Origin of the sequence: Burkholderia sp. AU33423 (genome assembly GCF_002223135.1) — a bacterium.
In the GTDB taxonomy this organism is placed as follows: domain Bacteria; phylum Pseudomonadota; class Gammaproteobacteria; order Burkholderiales; family Burkholderiaceae; genus Burkholderia; species Burkholderia lata_D.
The window spans coordinates 2249461-2268539 of the sequence record NZ_NKFH01000007.1; the positions used below are offsets into that span (position 1 = coordinate 2249461).

The 19079-nt window shown below is 65.5% G+C and carries 13 protein-coding genes and 2 pseudogenes; 5 read left to right on the forward strand and 10 right to left on the reverse strand.

Annotation, left to right across the window (positions count from 1 at the left end; genetic code table 11):
* Window positions 1-12: 12 nt before the first annotated feature.
* Window positions 13-450 (reverse strand): hypothetical protein, encoded by a 438-nt coding sequence (locus CFB50_RS28710; RefSeq protein ID WP_089448072.1) that lies wholly within the window; start codon window positions 448-450, stop codon window positions 13-15.
* A 202-nt stretch (window positions 451-652) separates the two neighbouring features.
* Between CFB50_RS28710 and CFB50_RS28715 the strand changes: the two genes are divergently transcribed.
* The gene (locus CFB50_RS28715; RefSeq protein WP_069252079.1) at window positions 653-1075 is read left to right on the forward strand and encodes a RidA family protein; all 423 of its coding nucleotides are present in this window, start codon (window positions 653-655) and stop codon (window positions 1073-1075) included.
* Between the two features lie 78 nt (window positions 1076-1153).
* Here the strand turns inward: CFB50_RS28715 and creD are convergent, their stop codons facing one another.
* The 7 genes and pseudogenes from creD to CFB50_RS28750 all read right to left on the reverse strand — a co-directional run bounded on the left by creD (window position 1154) and on the right by CFB50_RS28750 (window position 13710).
* The gene (creD, locus tag CFB50_RS28720) at window positions 1154-2545 is read right to left on the reverse strand and encodes a cell envelope integrity protein CreD (RefSeq protein WP_089448073.1); all 1392 of its coding nucleotides are present in this window, start codon (window positions 2543-2545) and stop codon (window positions 1154-1156) included.
* Window positions 2546-2649: 104 nt separating this feature from the next.
* On the reverse strand, window positions 2650-4101 hold the full coding sequence (gene creC, locus CFB50_RS28725) for a two-component system sensor histidine kinase CreC (protein WP_089448074.1): 1452 nt from the start codon (window positions 4099-4101) through the stop codon (window positions 2650-2652).
* A 15-nt stretch (window positions 4102-4116) separates the two neighbouring features.
* Window positions 4117-4821 carry a two-component system response regulator CreB gene (gene creB / locus CFB50_RS28730; protein ID WP_089448075.1) on the reverse strand — a complete coding sequence of 235 codons (705 nt, stop codon included), beginning with the start codon at window positions 4819-4821 and terminating at the stop codon, window positions 4117-4119.
* Window positions 4822-4907: 86 nt separating this feature from the next.
* A complete protein-coding gene (locus CFB50_RS28735) occupies window positions 4908-5621 on the reverse strand; it encodes an SDR family NAD(P)-dependent oxidoreductase (RefSeq protein ID WP_089448076.1) in 714 nt (237 codons plus the stop codon).
* 106 nt (window positions 5622-5727) lie between these two features.
* Window positions 5728-6090 (reverse strand): annotated as a pseudogene (locus CFB50_RS28740) (sterol desaturase family protein); the annotation flags it as partial.
* 279 nt (window positions 6091-6369) lie between these two features.
* Entirely contained in the window at window positions 6370-12105 is a 5736-nt protein-coding gene (locus CFB50_RS40645; RefSeq protein WP_089448449.1) for a YadA-like family protein, read from the reverse strand.
* 18 nt (window positions 12106-12123) lie between these two features.
* On the reverse strand, window positions 12124-13710 hold the full coding sequence (locus tag CFB50_RS28750; RefSeq protein ID WP_179254242.1) for a tetratricopeptide repeat protein: 1587 nt from the start codon (window positions 13708-13710) through the stop codon (window positions 12124-12126).
* A gap of 568 nt (window positions 13711-14278) precedes the next feature.
* Between CFB50_RS28750 and CFB50_RS40240 the strand changes: the two are divergent.
* The 3 genes and pseudogenes from CFB50_RS40240 to CFB50_RS28765 form a co-directional block, all read left to right on the forward strand.
* Window positions 14279-14509, forward strand: a pseudogene (locus CFB50_RS40240) (hypothetical protein); the annotation flags it as partial.
* Between the two features lie 212 nt (window positions 14510-14721).
* The gene (locus CFB50_RS28760; protein WP_089448078.1) at window positions 14722-15414 is read left to right on the forward strand and encodes a dihydrodipicolinate reductase; all 693 of its coding nucleotides are present in this window, start codon (window positions 14722-14724) and stop codon (window positions 15412-15414) included.
* A 355-nt stretch (window positions 15415-15769) separates the two neighbouring features.
* A complete protein-coding gene (locus tag CFB50_RS28765; RefSeq protein ID WP_089448079.1) occupies window positions 15770-16252 on the forward strand; it encodes a cupin domain-containing protein in 483 nt (160 codons plus the stop codon).
* A gap of 103 nt (window positions 16253-16355) precedes the next feature.
* Here CFB50_RS28765 and CFB50_RS28770 read toward each other — a convergent pair whose 3' ends face one another.
* Together CFB50_RS28770 and CFB50_RS28775 are read right to left on the reverse strand one after the other, a co-directional pair.
* Window positions 16356-17165, reverse strand: a complete 810-nt coding sequence (locus CFB50_RS28770) for an SDR family oxidoreductase (protein ID WP_089448080.1) — start codon at window positions 17163-17165, stop codon at window positions 16356-16358.
* Complete coding sequence (locus CFB50_RS28775; RefSeq protein WP_089448081.1) at window positions 17162-17995, reverse strand: molybdenum cofactor biosynthesis F family protein; 834 nt, start codon at window positions 17993-17995, stop codon at window positions 17162-17164. Before CFB50_RS28775 ends, CFB50_RS28770 begins: the two co-directional genes overlap by 4 nt.
* A gap of 170 nt (window positions 17996-18165) precedes the next feature.
* On the opposite strand from CFB50_RS28775, the gene CFB50_RS28780 reads away from it, so the two are divergent.
* The gene (locus tag CFB50_RS28780; protein ID WP_089448082.1) at window positions 18166-18960 is read left to right on the forward strand and encodes an AraC family transcriptional regulator; all 795 of its coding nucleotides are present in this window, start codon (window positions 18166-18168) and stop codon (window positions 18958-18960) included.
* Window positions 18961-19079: the final 119 nt, after the last annotated feature.

A 19079-nucleotide genomic window follows, 5' to 3' on the forward strand; every position in this document is an offset into this window, starting at 1 on the left:
TGCCACGCGGCGTCATATCCCCAAGATCGTCACCTGATCGTGGCGAATCCGGACCTCGCGTGTCCATGCATCGATTTCGGCGATCACCTCCGCAAGCTCGGCGCAGCTCGCGTCCAGACGGTCGACGAAAGCCTGCCGCGAATCGCGGAACACGAAGTCGAGCCGCTCGAGTGCCGTCATGCGCTGCGCAGCGTCGCCCAGCATTCTGCGCGTGTCGTCCAGCTCGTCCACGATCCGCAGCCAGTCCGGCATAGCGATGCCGTTGAACGCGTAATGATCGTAGTCCGGGATCTGTCGCGCGATCGCCGCTTCGAGCAGGCCGAAGACTTCCTCCCTGAAAAACAGCGATCCCTCGTTCCAGCATTTGCGCGCATACGGCCCGCCCATGAGTTCGATATAGGCGGTGTCCTCGATTTCTGCGAGATCCCTGATGATCCGGATATCGTCCATGGGGTGTCGTCGTTGCCGCCGTGGCGTCGGTCGCCCTTCGCCGGGCGTTGATCCATAATGGCGCGATTGTCCGCGAACCCGGCGACGCTGTCGATGCCTCGCTCGTATTGCGTTTCCGGCCGGCGCAGGGCCCGGTCTCATTGCAACGCTCGCCGCCGCCCCTTCCGCCGCATCCTCGTCATCGCCCCACTGGAGCTGCGTCATGGCTGAAGCAGTGAATCCGCCGGAAGTCTGGGCGCCGTTCGGCGCGTTCTCGATGGCCGTGATCCAGGGCGATGGCCGGATCGTGCATCTGAAGGGGCAAGTGTCGCTCGACCGCGACGGCCAGGTGGTCGGCCACGGCGACATGCGCACACAGGTGCGCCAGACGCTCGACAACATCCGCGCCGTGCTCGCTACGTTTGGCGGACAGATGCAGGACGTGATCTCGCTCGTTCACTACGCGACCGACATCGATGCCTTCATGCAGGCCGGCGACCTCCGCAAGACGTACTTCGCCGAGCCCTATCCCGTGACGACGACCGTCCAGGTCGAGCGTCTCTATCATCCCGATCTGCTGATCGAGATCGCCGCTGTTGCCGAGATTCCGCTGGCGCGTTTTCGGCGGCCTGCATCGCGCGCGTGAAGCGGCGATGTGGCGATTCGCGGTGTGACGCGCCGGCCGGAGCTTCCCGACCGGCGCGCCTGCCCGCAACCCGCGTGCCTACTTCACCTGCGCGCCAGGCTTCGCGGCACCCGCACCGGCCTTGTCGGCCAGCGGCTGCCACGCGGCGCCGAGCGAATACCAGTCGACGCGGCGCGTGAGCGTCATGATGCCGGCAAGGATCGCGAACAGCAGCAGCGAACCGAGCATCAGCGCGTTGTCTTCCGACAGCAGCAACCCGTAGAGCGCCGCGTACAGCACCGCGAGCAGCGCCGCGAACACCGCCCCGCGCTTCACGCTGTGCAGCACGAACGACAGGTAGAAGGCGAGCAACCCGATGCATGCGCCGCTCGCCGCGAGATACGCATACGCGAACTTGATGTGTTCGGACAGGCTCAGCAGCAACAGGAAGAACAGCGCGAGCGACAGGCCGACCAGCGTGTACTGGATCGGGTGAATGCGCAGCCGCTTCACGAGCTCGTACATGAAGAAACTCGCGAACGTGAGCATCACGAACAGCGCGCCGTACTTCGTCGCACGTTCGGCCTGCAGATAGACGTTCACGGGCTCGATCACCGACACCGACGCCATTTCGATCGCACCTTCCCCGTTGCCCGAGATGATCTGCTCACGCGCCTTCGTGTTGAATGACGTCACGCGCCAGTTGCCGGTGAAGCCGTGCGCATCGACCGTGCGGTTGTTCGGCAGGAACGCGCCGTCGAAGCTCGGATGCGGCCATGTCGATTTCAGCGAGAAATCGTTCTGGTCGCCCACCGGCGCGAACGCCACGGAATCCGCACCGCGCAGCGGCAGGTCGATGCTGAACGGCACGGCCGCCCCTGCGTTCGCGTCCGCCAGCGCGGCGAGATCGACGTTCGCGTGCACGCCCTGGCGCAGGCTGTCCAGCCGCGTGCCCTGCTCGACATCGAAGCGCGTGCCGCCGATGCGCAGGTCGGGCTGCGCGGTCAGCCCGCGAATGTCGCCGATCCCGATCGACACATAGACATCGTCGATCTTGAAGCTCACGTGGCCGTCCGCCTGCGGCAGCTTCTTCAGGTCCGGCAACGGCAGCGTGCCTGTCATCCGGCTCGCCAGCTCATACACCAGCGCCTTGTGGATGCCGCGATAGCGGACGCTGGTCGTCAGCGTGCCGTCGACGTTCAGCGTCTTCGGAAACACGAGCAGGCGCTTCGTTTCGCTGCGCAGGCTCGTCTTCGCCGCGCCGCCGGCCGGCGAATCGTCGCGCACGCGCGTGACTTCCGTGTAGCGCACGACGAGCACGGGGCCCGCCACCGTCTGCGGCCCCGCATAGCTCGACCAGATGCTCTGCAGCGCGTCCATCCGATACGCGGAGCGTTCCTGCACGATGCTTTGCACCATGTGCAGCGGGATCAGGATCAACAGCGCGAGAAACGCGGTGATCACGAATTTGAACAACAGGACTCGATTCATGGCCGACAAGTACCGGAGTAAAAGGGTACGGTCAGCATGAGCCGCCCCGGTGAAGGGCGATTGAAGCCGGCGTGAAGCGAATGTGGGGCGAACGTGAAGTGTGTTCAGCCCGCCGACGGCAGCGTGAGCGTCGCGCACGCGCCGCCTTCGTCGCGGTTCGCGAGCGCGACCTGGCCGCGGTGCAGCATCGCGACCTCGCGGACGAAACACAGCCCGAGGCCCGTGCTGCGATCCTGGCCGTCGGGGCGCGGCAGCGAATAGAAGCGCTCGAACACGCGCGCCAGTGCGTAGTCGGGCACGCCGGGGCCGTCGTCGGCCACGCGCACGACCGCGACCTGCGCCCTGCCCGCCGGCTGCCGTTCGAGCGCGATGCGGATCGTGCTGCCCCGCGGCGCGAAATCCAGCGCGTTGTCGAGCAGGTTGCCGAGCGCCTGGCGCAGCAGGAACGGATCGCCTTCGACGATCGCCGGATCGGCCGCGTCATGCGCGTCGATCGCGAGGCTCACGCCGCGCTGCCGCGCGCGCGGCTCGATATCGTCGACGAGCTGTTCGAGCACCGGCCGCAGCGCGACCGGTTCGCGCACCGACAGGCGCTGCTTCTGCTCGACTTCCGCGAGTGCGAGCAGCTTGCGGATCATTTGTTCGAGGCGACCGGCCTGGCGGCGGATGTTCTCGGTGAAGCGCCGCCGGTTCGCCACCGGCATGTCTTCCTGAAGCAGTTCGGCCGCGCCGCTGATCGCCGCCAGCGGGCTCTTCATCTCGTGCGTGAGCGTATGGATGTAGGTCTCGACGTACTGCCGGTCCTCCAGCCGCTGATGCATGCTTTCCACCGCGCGCCCGAGCTCGGCCAGCTCGCTCGCGCCCTGCAGCGGCATGTCGGCACGCTCGCCTGCCGCGATCGCGCGCGCATAGCGCTGCAGGCGCCGCAGCCCGACCACCAGCCACCACGTGCAGGCCACACCGATCAGGATCGCGCCGCCCATCAGCAGCGCGCCGTACAGCATGATCTTGCGCTGGCTGCGCGCGATGAACGGCGCGACCGTCTGGTTCGGCTTCGCGATCGTCAGCACGCCGATGATCTGGTTGCCGTGCCGGATCGGCGCCGCCACGTGCATCACGGTGCTGCTGTCGTCGTTCGGATCGCTGCGCGTGCTGCGCGCGCCGTATTCGCCGCGCAGCGTCCGGTACACGTCGTTCCAGCGCGAATAGTCCTGCCCGACCGCGCGGCCGGACGAGTCGTAGCGCACGATCCCGTGCGCGTCGGTGATGTAGAGGCGGTAGCCGATCGCGGTCTTTTGCACGCCCCATACGTTCGCGCTGACCGGGCTTTCGTGCAGTTTCGAGAGCTGCCGCGCGAACGCGCCGTCGGCGATGTGGCCGTTCGCCATGTCGTCGGCGGCCAGCGTCGCGAGCACTTGCGCGGTATCGACGAGCGTGTCCTCCATCGCCTCGCGCACGCCCGGCTTCACCTCCTGCACGAACACGCGCAGCGTGATCAGCGCGGCCAGGCCGACGATCAGGAAAAAGCCGAAGAAGATGCGCAGGCCGATATGCATGGGCGGTGCCGGTCGTTACGGTTGCAGCGAATAACCCATCCCGCGATGCGTGCGGATCGGGTCGCGCTCGGGGTCGATCGCGCGCAGCTTCGCGCGCAACGTCTTGATGTGCGTGTCGACCGTACGGTCGACCGAATCGAATGCCTCGTGCCACACGAGGTCCATCAACTGCTCGCGCGAATAGATGCGCCCCGGATGCCGGACCAGCAGCGCCAGCAGCCCGAATTCGTAGCGCGTGAGGTCCAGTGCGTGGCCGAGCCACGATACGCGGGCGCCGTCGGTGTCGAGTGTGAACCCCGGTGCGATGGTCGCAGCCGGCATGGGCGCGGGTGCCGCTTCGGGCGCGGCCGTCCGGTAGAAGCGCCGCAGGATCACGCGCACCCGCGCCGCCAGCTCGCGCGGCGAAAACGGCTTGACCACGTAATCGTCGGCGCCGATCTCGAGCCCGACGATCCGGTCGATTTCATCGTGCCGCGCGGTGAGGAAGATCACCGGCACGTCGGAGAACGTGCGCAGCCGCCGGCACACCTCGAAGCCGCTGAGATCCGGCAGGCCGACGTCGAGCACCACGAGGTCGAAGCGCGTGTCGCGCAGGTGGTCGAGCGCCGCCTGCCCGAGCGTGCAGTGGACGGTCTGCATGCCTTCGGTGCCGAGGGCATAGATGATCGTGTCCGCGATCGCCATTTCATCTTCGACGATCAGGATATTGGGCTGATGCATGGTCTCAGGCTGGGCTCGCGCAATCCGGTGCGACATTGTACGCACGGCCGGCCGCAGCGCGAGCCCCCTGCCCCTGCCCCGCCGCGCTACGCCACGCGGCCGGTCACCGGAATCGACGCGCCGGTGATCGCCTGCGCATCGGCCGACAGCAGGAAGCCGATCGTCGCCGCGATCTGCTCCGGCTTCACCCAGCGCGTGAAATCCGCGTCCGGCATGTCCGCGCGGTTCGGCGGCGTATCGATGATGCTCGGCAGGATCGCGTTCACCGTCACGCCGCGGTCGAGCAGTTCGGCCGCCAGCGCCTCGGTGAGCCGCGCGACGCCGGCCTTCGCGGCCGCGTACGCGCCCATCCCCGTGCCGGCCTTGAACGCCGCGCCCGCGCCGATGTTGACGATGCGCCCGGCCGGGTTCGCCAGCAGGTGCGGCAGCGCGGCCTTCGATGCGTTCAGTGCGGTCTTCACGTTCAGCTCGTACATGCGGTCCCACGTGGCGGCGTCGCCGTCGGCGATCGTCTGCCACACGAACGCGCCCGCGATGTTCAGCAGCGCGTCGACCCGACCGAATTCGCGCTGCACGGTATCGAGCGCCTGCGCGGCGGCCTGCGGATCGACGAGATCGATGCCGCCGATGCGCAGCGCGTCGGCCGGCACGCCGGGCAACGCCTGCGCCGCCGGGGCCGCGCCGCGGCCGATCAGCGCGACGCGTGCGCCGCGCTCGCCGAGCCACGCGGCCGTCGCGACGCCCAGATGGCCGAATCCGCCGGTGATCGCGACTGCCTTGCCTTTGAGATCGTGTTCCATCGATGTTTTCTCCTGGATCGAGGGTTGCTTGATGATGCGTGTTGCATGAGCCATACCGGCCGCGGCATGCGTGCGCGGGCGGCAATGTGCCACAGGGTAGCGCCGTTCACGCATCCGTGCGCACGGTGACGAGGCTGCAACGGCGCAGTTCTTCCGTCGTTTCGCCCTGGTTGTCCGGGCGCCAGCCCGGCGGCGGCAGCACGAAGCGGATCGCGGTCCACACGTCGCGGGACGTTGCGACGTCGCGGGCAAGGCTCGCCCAGTGCTCGGGCTCGACGACGAACGGGTTGCGCGAGCGGGTCGGCGTGACGAGGCCGAAACGGCACGGCTCGTCGGCACGCTCGGTGACATAGGTGCCGAACAGCCGGTCGAACTCGACCAGCACGCCACCGTCGTTCGCATCGAGATAGTCGAGGTTCGACGCGTGGTGCACGCGGTGCGCGGACGGCGTGTTGAACACGTATTCGAGCCCGACCGCCATTTCGATCGCCACGTCGATCAAGTCGACCGCCTCTCGCGGCGCAATCAGTCGAAAGCCTGTACCTTCCGGCTCGACGTCGTCGGACAGGCACGACTGATCGCCACGATTGAGCAGCAACACTTCCTCGACGAACGGCAACGCCGCGCATCAAGCGGGCCAGATGGAACAGGTTCTGGCCCAAGCCGTTTTCCCGGACGTTCCGGCCGGCGTGCGTGAGAACTGGGATTCCGATTCACATGATGGTTCACCCGAGCGCGTATGTGCTACTTACCACTGGTAGGATGCGCCAGCGCCGTACGTACTGCCGCCCGCTCCGTTGATCGCCACGCCTCCCTTGACCTTCAGGTTGTTCGTGATTCGGGCCGTGAAACCGACTGCCATTGCCTGATAGCCCTGGTAGCCGGCCGTTCCTATGCCGACCGAGAGCGTCTTCCCGGGATCGACTTCAGGAATCATCGTCAGCGCGGCGGCACCGGCAATGCCGGAATAGGCCATCCTTGCCACCTGGTTGACGTTCGACTGTACGGCTCCCAGTTGCGACATGTTGACCGCGTCCATCGGATTCATCCCGGGAGCAACGTTCGTGATCCTGCGTTCGTTGCCTACCGAGCCTACCGACACCGTGTTCGCCTCGCTCGCGACCGAGTTCGCGCCTAGCGCAACCGAATTCGCCGCTGTCGCTGCCGCTCCCGCACCCAGCGCTACCGAGTTGCTTCCCGCAGCGAGCGCGTTGGTACCGGCTGCCGTGGCGGAGCTGTCGACGGCCTGGGCTGCGGCGCCTGCCGTGGCCGACGCGGCCGTCATACCCTGAACAAGTTGCGCGGCGGAGGATGCTTTCGTACTGGTCGAGAGCGATCCCGAACTGGTGGACAGAGAAGCCGTCGCGGACGGTGTGGTGCTTTGCGCGGTACTGGTGCTGGTACTTGTCGAGGTCGATGTCGAGGTCGATGTCGAGAGCGCGGTGGAAGCAGGCGTACTCGTGCCTTGCGATCCCCCTTTGCCGAACCCCGGTGAGTTTATCTGCGTGGACAGGGAGGCCAGCCCCGTCGACAGCGATGTCACCGCGGTATTCAGCGTCGTCACCTTGCCGTTTGTCGTGCTCAGGCCGGTCGAAAGAGACGCAACGCCTGTGAAGAGCTGAACCACGCTGGTCGATGTGGAAACGCTCAACGTCGAAAGGTTGTTATTGACCGTGCTCAGGCTGTTGAGCCAGGAGGAAATCGAGCCGGAATACGACGTAGACAACGAGGCCAGATTGCTGTTTGTCGTGTTCAGGCTCGTGGATAGCGAGGTCACGCCGGTCGCCGCCGCGCTGATTCCCGTTGATGCCGATGTCGACAGGCTGGTGACGCTACTGTTGGTCATGATCAGGCCCGTCGACAGTGAACCGACTCTGCTGTTCGTCGTGTTCAAGCTCGTCGACAGCGAGCCGACCGTGCTGTTGGTCGTGTTCAAACCCGTGGAGAGCAAACTGACATTGCTGTTCGTCGTGGTCAGGCTCGTCGACAGCGAGCCGACGCTGCTGTTTGTCGTATTCAGGCTGGTCGACAGTGAGCCCACGTCGGTCGTTTCCCGGGTCGACAGCGCGCCAAGGGTGCTGTTCGTGGTGTTCAGGCCGGTCGACAGTGAGGTCACGCCGCTTTGTGCCGTGCTGATGCCTGCTGCAGTCGAGGTCGACAGGCTGGCTACGGTGCTGTTCGTCGTGTTCAGGCCCGTCGACAGTGAGCCCACACCGCTTTGTGCCGTGCTGATGCCCGCTGCAGTCGAGGTCGACAGGCTGGCTACGGTGCTGTTCGTCGTGTTCAGGCCGGTCGACAGTGAGCTCACACCGCTTTTTGCCGTGCTGATCCCTGCCGCGGTCGAGGTCGACAAGCTCGTCACGCTGCTGTTGGTCGTGTTCAGGCTGGTCGACAACGAGCCCACACCGCTTTGTGCCGTGCTGATCCCTGCCGCTGCCGAAGTCGACAGGCTCGTCACGCTGCTGTTGGTCGTATTCAAGCTGGTCGACAATGAACCCACATCGGTCAACTCCTGCGTCGACAATGCACTGACGGTACTGTTCGTCGTGCTCAGCCCCGTCGACAGTGAGCCCACACCACTTTGTGCCGTGCTGATCCCAACCGCAGCCGAAGTCGACAGGCTCGTCACGCTGCTGTTGGTCGTGGTCAGGCTGGTCGACAACGAGCCCACGTCGGTCGATTCCTGCGTCGACAACGCACCGAGCGTGCTGTTGGTCGTGCTCAGGCCCGTCGACAGTGAGCCCACACCGCTTTGTGCCGTGCTAATCCCTGCCGCTGCCGAAGTCGACAGGCTCGTCACGCTGCTGTTGGTCGTATTCAAGCTGGTCGACAATGAACCTACGTCGGTCGATTCCTGCGTCGACAACGCACCGAGCGTGCTGTTGGTCGTGCTCAGGCCCGTCGACAGTGAGCCCACACCGCTTTGTGCCGTGCTGATCCCTGCCGCAGTCGAAGTCGACAGGCTCGTCACGTTGCTGTTCGTCGTATTCAAGCTGGTCGACAATGAACCCACATCGGTCAACTCCTGCGTCGACAATGCACTGACGGTATTGTTCGTCGTGCTCAATCCCGTCGACAGCGAGCCCACACCGCTTTGTGCCGTGCTAATCCCTGCCGCGGTCGAAGTCGAAAGGCTCGTCACGCTGCTGTTCGTCGTATTCAAGCCCGTCGACAGCGAGCTGACATTGCTGTTGGTCGTGTTCAGGCTGGTCGACAACGAACCCACGTCGGTCGATTCTTGCGTTGACAGCGCACCGACGGTGCTGTTCGTCGTGCTCAAGCCGGTCGATAGCGAGCCCACACCACTTTGTGCCGTGCTGATACCAACCGCTGCCGAAGTCGACAGGCTCGTCACGCTGCTGTTCGTCGTGTTCAGGCTGGTCGACAATGAACCCACGTCGGTCGACTCCTGCGTCGACAGCGCACCGAGCGTGCTGTTCGTCGTGCTCAATCCCGTCGACAGCGAGCCCACACCACTTTGTGCCGTGCTGATCCCCGCCGCTGCCGAAGTCGACAGGCTCGTTACGCTGCTGTTCGTCGTGTTCAGGCCCGTCGATAGCGAGCTCACCCCGCTTTGCGCCGTGCTGATCCCCGCCGCTGCCGAAGTCGACAGGCTCGTTACGCTGCTGTTCGTCGCGGTCAAGCCGGTCGACAGCGAGCCCACGCCGCTTTGCGCCGTGCTGATGCCCACTGCAGTCGAGGTCGACAGGCTCGTCACGTTGCTGTTCGTCGCGTTCAGGCCCGTCGACAGCGAGCTCACACCGCTTTGTGCCGTGCTGATCCCCGCCGCTGCCGAAGTCGATAGGCTCGTCACGTTGCTGTTCGTTGTGTTCAGGCCCGTCGACAACGAGCTGACATTGCTGTTGGTCGTGCTCAAGCCAGTCGACAGCGAGCCCACACCGCTCTGTGCCGTGCTGATCCCCACCACTGCCGAAGTCGACAGGCTTGTCACGCTGCTGTTCGTCGCGTTCAGGCCCGTCGATAGCGAACTCACACCGCTTTGTGCCGTGCTAATCCCTGCCGCGGTCGAGGTCGACAGGCTCGTCACGCTGCTGTTCGTCGAGCTCAGGCCGGTCGACAGCGAGCCCACGCCGCTTTGTGCCGTGCTGATCCCCGCCGCTGCAGAAGTCGACAGGCTCGTCACGCTGCTGTTCGTCGCGTTCAGGCCCGTCGACAGCGAGCCCACGCCGCTTTGTGCCGTGCTGATCTCCGTCGCTGCCGAAGTCGACAGGCTTGTCACGTTGCTATTCGTCGAGCTCAGGCCGGTCGACAGCGAGCCCACACCGCTTTGTGCCGTGCTGATCCCTGCCGCTGCCGAAGTCGACAGGCTTGTCACGTTGCTATTCGTCGAGCTCAGGCCGGTCGACAGCGAGCCCACACCGCTTTGTGCCGTGCTGATCCCTGCCGCTGCCGAAGTGGACAGGCTCGTCACGCTGCTGTTTGTCGCGTTCAAGCCGGTCGACAGTGAGCCCACACCGCTTTGTGCCGTGCTGATTCCTGCCGCTGCCGAAGTCGATAGGCTCGTCACGCTGCTGTTTGTCGTGCTCAATCCCGTCGACAGCGAGCCCACACCGCTTTGTGCCGTGCTGATCCCCGCCGCTGCAGAAGTCGATAGGCTCGTCACGCTGCTGTTTGTCGTGCTCAATCCCGTCGACAGCGAGCCCACACCGCTTTGTGCCGTGCTGATCCCTGCCGCGGTCGAAGTCGACAGGCTTGTCACGTTGCTATTTGTCGCGTTCAAGCCCGTCGAAAGTGAGCCCACGCCGCTTTGTGCCGTGCTGATCCCCGCCGCGGTCGACGTCGACAGGCTCGTCACGCTGCTGTTCGTCGTGCTCAATCCCGTCGACAGCGAGCCCACGCCACTTTGTGCCGTGCTGATCCCCGTCGAACTCGAAGTCGACAGGCTCGTCACGTTGCTGTTTGTCGAGCTCAGGCCGGTCGACAGCGAGCCCACACCGCTTTGTGCCGTGCTGATCTCCGCCGCTGCCGAAGTCGACAGGCTCGTCACGCTGCTGTTCGTCGAGCTCAGGCCGGTCGACAGCGAGCCCACACCGCTTTGTGCCGTGCTGATCCCCGTCGAGCTCGAAGTCGACAAACTCGTCACTTTGCTATTTGCCGTACTCAAACCCGTCGACAGCGAGTTCACTCCGCTCTGCGCCGTGCTGATCCCCGTCGAGCTCGAGGTCGACAGGCTCGTCACGTTGCTGTTCGTCGTACTCAAACCCGTCGACAGCGAGTTCACTCCGCTCTGCGCCGTGCTGATCCCCGTCGAGCTCGAAGTCGACAAACTCGTTACGTTGCTGTTCGTCGTACTCAAGCCCGTCGACAGCGAGTTCACGCCGCTCTGAGCCGTACTGATCCCCGTCGAGGTCGAAGTCGACAGGCTCGTCACGTTGCTGTTGGTGGTGCTCAGCCCCGTCGACAGCGAGTTCACCCCGCTCTGAGCCGTACTGATCCCCGTCGAGGTCGAAGTCGACAGGCTCGTCACGTTGCTGTTGGTGGTGCTCAGCCCCGTCGACAGCGAGTTCACGCCGCTCTGGGCCGTACTGATCCCCGTCGAGGTCGAAGTCGACAGGCTCGTCACGTTGCTGTTGGTGGTGCTCAGCCCCGTCGACAGCGAGTTCACTCCGCTCTGCGCCGTGCTGATCCCCGTCGAGCTCGAGGTCGACAGGCTCGTCACGTTGCTGTTGGTGGTGCTCAACCCCGTCGACAGCGAGTTCACCCCGCTTTGCGCCGTGCTGATGCCGGTCGAAGCCGACGTCGACAAGCTGAAAAGCTGCGAGCCGTTAACCGCATCCGTTGACGTCGATGTCACGGTCCCGGCCGTAACATTGATGATCTTGCGCGTTGCCAGCGTACCGCTGCCAGCGCCCACGCTCACCACGTTACTCTGCCCCCCGTCGGTGCTACCGTAACCCAAAGCAACGCTGTTTGACCCAGTGGCCGTCACACTGCCGCCGATTGCCACCGAATTTTGCCCAGCGCCGGTCGCACCGTAGCCGATCGCGACGGTGTTGGACGCACTGACTCCAGCACCTGCATTCACGCCCAACGCCACGTTTCCGTTTCCGGTTAAGTTCTGCCCGGCGCCCGCTCCAATGGCCGTGTTGTAGTCCCCCGCGAGACCGCTCCCCGAATTGGCCCCGACTGCCGTGTTGTAACCGGCGCTGACTCCGCTACTGCCTTGTCCGCTGCGATATCCGTAGAACGTGCTGTCGCTCCCGCCTGCCCCAGCGTTGTTGCTCACACCACTTCCACAAATGTTGCTGTTGCCGGTGCCGGCGTTTTGGCAGGTGCCGTCCGCCCACCCCACCTGCGACAAAGACATGCACGCACCAGCCACCAACGCCGCAGCCGCCACCGCACGCACCCGCCGCACCGCCCGGGTTCGCCCGCCTGACTTCCCCTGTCCGGCCACGCACTCCGCGACAGCAATCATCTGATTCAGCCGCTTGCTGAAAATGCACTTGTAGATCTTGTTCATGTTCGCCCCCAGTTCTCATCAGCGCCAGTTCGCGGAGAGCGCTTGCAGACAGGTTCCCCAGTCCGCGCGCGCTTCTTGCCTGTATGTCACGACATCGGGATACCAGGCGGTGTCGCCAAACCACCGCCAATCGGCATGCTTTTGCAAAAGCACATGTGTCTTCAGTCCAAGCGCACCTGCAAGGTTGGCGCTCGACGTACACACCGACACGATTTCATCCAGACACTGCATTGCCGCTGCAGTCCGGCTGAAGTCGGTCAAAAAATGAGAAAGATCGGTAACAGGCAAATCGGGCACACCGGCGAGAACCGCGCGATGCTCAGTGGGCATCAGAGAATAGAAGTGCACACCGCCAATGTTTTTCAGATATGCGTTCAGCAGCTCCGACGGCACACTGCGCGCAAGCCGGTTCGACGCGGTCGAGACGGGATTGGCCGACCACACGATGCCGATATGCCGGCAGCCATCGCCCGAGCGAGACTGCGCGACCAACTGCCGCGCCGTGCGCTGATCCTCCAGCGCGGGCTTCAGATAAGCGATCGGCTCAGGTTTGTCCAGCCACAAAGGTAAATCGCCGATCTGGATTCGCCAGATTCTTGAGGACTCTTGAGCGAATGCGCGAAGATCTGACTCTTGCGTGACCATTCCCCCCAATACCGATGCCGACGGGAAACTCTCGCGGAACAGCCGCACCAGCGCGGGCCGGCACACCACCACCACGCGCATGTTGGCCGACCGCGCCCGCTTCAGCAGCAGCGGCAGAAACGCGGCAAACAGAATCTCGTCACCGGCTCCCTGTTCGCCGGAAACAATCAATGTCGAGCCCGATTCGAACTGGCCACTCCATGTGGAATACGGAAAGCTCATGCCCTTGAGGCTGATTTCGTTGCCCGCATCGAAACGCCTCGCATAATGCGGCCAGGCGTCCCTGAACCGCCCCCTGCCAAGCAGAAAATGCGCGTATTCCCAATGCGTGACCGGATCGTCGTCTGCGGCAATTTGCGTCTCGAACAGGGCCCGGGCACGCTCATCCAGTCCCAGATAAGCGCAGCACACGGCCATTCGGTGTGCCGCTTTGTCGCGCAATCTGCCCTCGAGGTGAGCCAGCCGGTCAAAGCATTCGAGCGCCTTGTCGAAATGCTCCCGGAGCCGGAGAAGCTCGCCGTAATTCCATAACGCATTGGCACAATCCGGATCTCTTTCCAGGCAGGCGCGATACTCAACCATCGCGCGTTCTTGCTGCCCGGATTCGTGCAAGGCAACGGCCAGGTTGTAGCGAATCTGCGGATCATGCGGCGCGAGCGCGGCAGCCCGAGTGAACACCTCAAGCGCCTCGTGTGTTCGACCACCTTGGGTCAATGCCACGCCCAGGAGCAAACGCAGGAAGCCGCTGCCCTGATCGATGGAGATGGCCTGTCTCGCACACGCGGCACTTTGCTCGAAGTGCCCGACATTCAGAAGTTGCAACGCCCGCTGCGAAAGCGCGCCGACGGCCACCCGCAAGCCGGGTTCGACGTCCCCTGTCGCACCTGCTGGAAGCGGCAAACCATCGGCGATGCATGCCGGCCGTGCAGGTGGCGAATACAAGACTTTTCTGTTTTTCATGCTCGCCCCGAACATGTCGTTTATCGAGCGCTCATCGCGCGCGTGTGCGCTGCTCAATCGACATGGACGGAACGGTGATACGTGTAGGCAGCCATAGGGCGCCCGTAGCGTACTTGGACATGATTTCCCCGATTTTCGTGTTGTCTGTTCGTCGCCTGCACTGGCGATACGGCCGTGCGGCTTGGATGTGTGCGAAACACGTGAGCAAGGAGCAGACCAGCACTCGGCAGCTCAATGACCAAGGGGCTGTGCGGTCAATAGGCGATGTGATGCACCGTTCGGACCCCAGCGTTGTTTCAGTTCTGAAACGCCAGGAGGCCATGCCGATTCGCCAAGTCCCGCGCGCGGCAAGGAAACGTACGAACGATGCGGAGTTGCGTCGATGGCAAACGCTCGATTCCCGCGCCTCTCATTGCTGTGATTTATCGAGAATTGTTTCAATCGTGCAACCCGTGGCCGGGCACACGATCGCTTGGGGCCAGGCGTTCTTTTCGGGCATGCATGGCCCCGTCGCCATTTGCAAGCTTCCTTTTACGTGATGTCGAAACGGTCTGCATGCATGTATCCGCCGGGCCAGTTCTCGAACAGCGGCATCGCGGTCGGCCCGAACGGGCGCTCGGTCGAACACAGCGGCGACACGAGCTGCGCGGGCGGCACCTGCTCGCACACGGGTTCGCTGACGGGCTCCGACGGCCACAGCGCAACGACGTCGGGCAGCGTGACGTGCAACGGCCCCGGCGAGTATTCGTCGAGCGGCACGATCACGGGCTCGAACGGCAACACGACCAGCCACACGGCAAAACAACTCGCGACGCAGAAGGCGGCAAATGCGTGGCGGCCGACGGCGTCGGCGAGCTGACGCACCGGGCCGCCGCCTGCGAGGCCCGACGGGCACACAGACGGGCGTCCGGGCATAATGCGCGAGGCCGGTCCGGCGCCACGCCCGTGCCGGCCCCCTGACGGCCCGCATCACTTCCCGTCCCGAATCCTGAACTTCAATCCGTCAACTTCATGCAAGTACTCGTCGTAGGAACCGGCAAGCTGGCCAGCGAACTGCTTGACGCGCACCGGCTCGACCCCGCAACCTGCCGCGTGATCCCCTGGTCGGACAGCGCGCGCGACGATGCGCAGCGCAGCGACGCCCGAACGATCGTCGTGCATGCCGGTTCCGGCCGCGAACTCCCCGCCGTGATCGCGTTCTGCGAGGCCACCGGATCGCCACTCGTCGAACTGTCGACCGGCTCCGAGCTCGAAACCGGCTCGCACGCTTTCCCGGTCGTGCTGTGCCCGAACACGAACATCCTGATGCTCAAGTTCATGAGCATGCTGGAAACCAGCGGCCACCTGTTTCACGACTGCCGGATCAGCCTGACGGAGTCGCACCAGGCCGGCAAGACGTCCGTCCCCGGCACGGCCGTCGGGATCGGCCAGTCGCTCGGCGTGCGGCCGGAAGACATCCGCTCCGTGCGCGACCCAGACGTGCAGCGCAGCGAATTCGCGGTCGCCGAGGATCAGCTCGGCCGCCACGCGATACACCGGATACGCATCGACGACGGCGCGTGCAGCCTGCAGTTCGAATCGCGCGTGGTAGGTGCGACGCCTTACGCAGACGGCGTGTCGCGCATCGTCGACGCCGTCCGGCAGCACGATCTCGAGCACCGCCGCTATTCGATCGTCGAGTTCATCCGCAACGGCTGGTTGTAATCGCGGCGATACGCGGCGGGCGGCACGCGCGCATGGCGTCGGAGACATTCATTTGCGCAACGCCGGAAGTGATTCGGCGCTGATTTCCGACGACGTCGTCGATCGCCCGATCCGCGACATCGGGCTACCATGAATCGCGCCGACCGGCGCCTGACGTCCCGCATGGCCGGCATTCGAGAGCACGCCAGCCGGCTTCGCCGCCACGGCCGCTCGGGCGATTCGACGAGCAATCGTCCTGCCGCATTCGCTGGTAAGTTATCGGCCGAGGTTCATTCACCGAGATGGGGCGCGAGTCACCGCCAACGTCGGCGCCTGAACCGCGACCCTCGACCTCCCTCCGACAGGAGCGCAACCGATGACCCGCCCCGATTTCATCAAGCACTGGACCGAACTCGAAGAACCGGAAGCGCATTGCTATCGCGGCGATACCGAGCCGATGGCGCTGGACGCACCGCTTTCCGCCGAGCTCGGCATCACGCGTATCGGCATTCATCACGTAAGGCTTCTGCCGGGCCGACGGACGTCCTATCCGCATGCCGAAAGCACCGAGCAGGAATTTGTGTACGTGCTCGAGGGCAAGCCCGACGTCTGGATCGACGGCGTGCTTCACCCCGTTGCCGAAGGCGATTCCGTCGCGTTTCCGGCAGGCACCGGCATCTGCCACACCTTCATCAACAACACGAAGGACGAAGTCAGGCTGATGGTGATCGGTGAACGTCCGCGCGACGACAACCGCATTCGCTACCCGATGAACCAGGCGTACGAGCTGACCCGCGCGGACCGCTGGGTGGACTGGCCCGACAGGCCGTTCGGGGACCATGACGGGACGCCGGACTGACGCCTGCACGGAGGCCCCGGGCGGAACCCGCCAAGCCCGCTGCGCAAACGCGCAGCGGGCCGCCGGAACCGCCCTGTTCCGCCGGTCATTACCCGCTCGACCGTTACTCGCCCCCAAGCACCGCCCCGCTCTCGGGCAACGTCGCACCGCCGTCGACGACGATCGTCTGCCCCGTGATGTACGCGGCATCCGCCGATGCGAGAAACAGCATCGCGTTCGCAATATCTTCCGGCTCGCCCATCCGCGCGAGCGGAATGTCGCGCGCGATCTGCGCCGCGACCGACGCGTCGCCGAGATTGCCGGCCGCCGGCGTGCGGATCATGCCCGGCTCGACGCCGTTGACCGTCACGTTGCGGCGCGCGAGTTCCAGTGCCGCCGCGCGAATGAAGCCGTTCACGCCGGCCTTCGACGCCGCATAATGCGCGAGCCCCGGATACACAACACGCGGCCCCGTCACCGACGACGTGACGAGCAGCCGCCCCGCCCCCGCGCGCTCGAATGCCGGCAACGCGGCCTGCGCGAGCCAGAACAGCGCCGACAGGTTGACCGACAGCGTCCGGTCGAGTGTCGGCTCGTCGATCTGCGTGAACGGCGTCAGCGGAAAATACGCGGCATTGTGGACGACGACGTCGAGCCGGCCACCGTCGCGCTCGACCGCCTCGACCAGTGCGCCCAGTTCGTCGCGGCTGGCGGCATCCACCCGATAGGCGCGCGCCTCGCCTCCCGTGCTCGCGAGCGCATCGGCCTGCGCGGCGGCGGCCTCGGCGTTCAGGTCGGCAAGCGCGACGAACGCGTCGGATTCCGCGAATCGGCGTGCGATTGCCGCGCCGATTCCCTGCGCGGCGCCCGTGACGAGCACGACGCGCCCGCTGAAATCCGCCCGCAGGCGGCCGCTGCCCGGCACGGCATTCATCGTTGCGCCTCGCCGCCAAGTGGATGCACGGTTTCGTTCAGCACCTGCGCGTACGCGCCGATCGGGAAGTTCGACAGCGTGCCGAAATCGCCGCCCTGGTAGCCGAAGATCTTGCCGTCGGTCTTGCGCTGCGCGAGGTCGATCAGCACGACGCCGAGCGTGGGCACCACCTTTTCGCGCCACACGAACAGATACAGCTCGTCTGCAATCCTGAAGTAATGGCAGCGGTCGACATCGGCCAGCCCGCCTTCGGCACCCTGCAGGCACTGCCACGCGTAGAAATTCTCGTTCAGGTAGATGTGCTCGTAGCATTCGGTCGGGCTATAGCGATACATCGTCCGCTTGCCGATCAGTTCGCGCGTGGGCCCGTGCAACGGCCCCGGCTGCGTGTGGCCGCCGAGCGTGCCGTGCCGGAACTCGGCCTCGACGCCCGTCAGCGGCAGCCCGCGCGCAACCCGCGTGAATGCGTCAATGCGCGTGTCGGCTTCGGTCGGCAGCGTGCCGATGACCGACGTCCATACACCGTTGTCGAGGTCGATCACGAGACTGACCGACGTCGCGCGAGCGGCCGAATCGATGTAGTCGACGAAGTACAGCCCGTCGCGCAGCCGCGTCACGCGGCACAGCTCGCGGCCGCCCGTATCGGTCGCAGCATCACGCCACTGCAGTGCGCCGGGCTCGAACGTATAGACGCGCCACGCACCCGATGTGTCGCCGAGCGCAAGCGTCCGCCCGGCGAGCGCGTCGACGGATGCGAGGATGTTCGCTTCCGGCGCGAAGCCATCCGCGAGCGCGCCAACCTGAATGAATACCGGATCCTGTCGTTCCACCTGCCGTCTCCCGCGCAGCTTCAGGCCCGGCGGGCCATGTACGCTGCTCATGTGCACATGGTGGGGGCTGCGCGCATCGCGCGGTATCGGCCAAAAGGATGAAGGGCGCGCGCCGCCGGAACGCGCTAAAGTGCACGACATCCGCGCCGCAACCGGCGCGAGGAGCGCACATGCACCGCGTCACCCATTACCGACGGACCGACGAAGGCATCGAGGCCATCAGCCTCGAATCCGACCGTGCATTTCCGCGCCACGCGCACGACGAATTCGGGGTCGGTGTGATCGTCAGCGGCGCGCACCGGTCGTGGAGCGGTCGCGGGCAGGTCGACGCCCTGGCCGGCGACGCGATCATGGTCAACCCGGGCGAGATGCACGACGGCTCGCCGATCGAGGCCGGCACCGGCCGGCGCTGGCGGATGCTGTACCTCGCGCCCGCGCTGGTCGCGGGTGTGGCGGCGGAAGAAGGCCTCGGCGGCGTCGAACTGGCCCATCCGGCGGTGCGCGACGCGCGGCTCGCGGCCGCCGTCGGCCAGTTGCATGCACGTATCGTCGCGGGGGAATCCCAGCCGCTCGCCCGCGACGAGGCGCTCGTGATGCTCGTCGCCGGGCTGCTCGCCCGGCATGCGAACCGCACGCTGCCGGCGGCGGGCGTCGCACCGGCGATCCGCCTCGCCCGGGAGCGGCTCGACGCAGCGCCGGCCGCCCCGGTCTCGCTCGCCGAGCTGGCCGACCTGAGCGGCGTCAGCCGCTTCCAGTTGCTGCGCGGGTTTGCCCGCGAACTCGGCATCACACCGCACGCGTACCTGATCCAGTCGCGTGCGCGGCTGGCGCGCGCGCTGCTGGCCAGCGGCTTGCCGATCGCCGATGCCGCGGCCGAAGCCGGCTTTGCGGATCAAAGCCATTTGACGCGTGCGTTCGCGCGCCAGTTCGGGATCACACCGGGGCGCTTCACGCAGGCCGCTTGACGCCGCCGTCATCCCGAGGAGCCCGTCGCCAAACACACCGGTCTCGAAGGCCGCGCCCACATCGACAACTGCGGTGACTGTCGCCCGCCCCTATCGCACAGGCATGCCGAATCGCGCGC

Coding starts and splice junctions, on each gene's coding strand:
- CFB50_RS28765 (WP_089448079.1), top strand. CDS start 15,770: ATGACCCGCCCCGATTTCATCAAGCACTGGACCGAACTCGAAGAACCG.
- CFB50_RS28750 (WP_179254242.1), bottom strand. CDS start 13,710: ATGAAAAACAGAAAAGTCTTGTATTCGCCACCTGCACGGCCGGCATGC.
- CFB50_RS28760 (WP_089448078.1), top strand. CDS start 14,722: ATGCAAGTACTCGTCGTAGGAACCGGCAAGCTGGCCAGCGAACTGCTT.
- creB (WP_089448075.1), bottom strand. CDS start 4,821: ATGCATCAGCCCAATATCCTGATCGTCGAAGATGAAATGGCGATCGCG.
- CFB50_RS28715 (WP_069252079.1), top strand. CDS start 653: ATGGCTGAAGCAGTGAATCCGCCGGAAGTCTGGGCGCCGTTCGGCGCG.
- CFB50_RS28710 (WP_089448072.1), bottom strand. CDS start 450: ATGGACGATATCCGGATCATCAGGGATCTCGCAGAAATCGAGGACACC.
- CFB50_RS28735 (WP_089448076.1), bottom strand. CDS start 5,621: ATGGAACACGATCTCAAAGGCAAGGCAGTCGCGATCACCGGCGGATTC.
- creC (WP_089448074.1), bottom strand. CDS start 4,101: ATGCATATCGGCCTGCGCATCTTCTTCGGCTTTTTCCTGATCGTCGGC.
- CFB50_RS28770 (WP_089448080.1), bottom strand. CDS start 17,165: ATGAATGCCGTGCCGGGCAGCGGCCGCCTGCGGGCGGATTTCAGCGGG.
- creD (WP_089448073.1), bottom strand. CDS start 2,545: ATGAATCGAGTCCTGTTGTTCAAATTCGTGATCACCGCGTTTCTCGCG.
- CFB50_RS28780 (WP_089448082.1), top strand. CDS start 18,166: ATGCACCGCGTCACCCATTACCGACGGACCGACGAAGGCATCGAGGCC.
- CFB50_RS40645 (WP_089448449.1), bottom strand. CDS start 12,105: ATGAACAAGATCTACAAGTGCATTTTCAGCAAGCGGCTGAATCAGATG.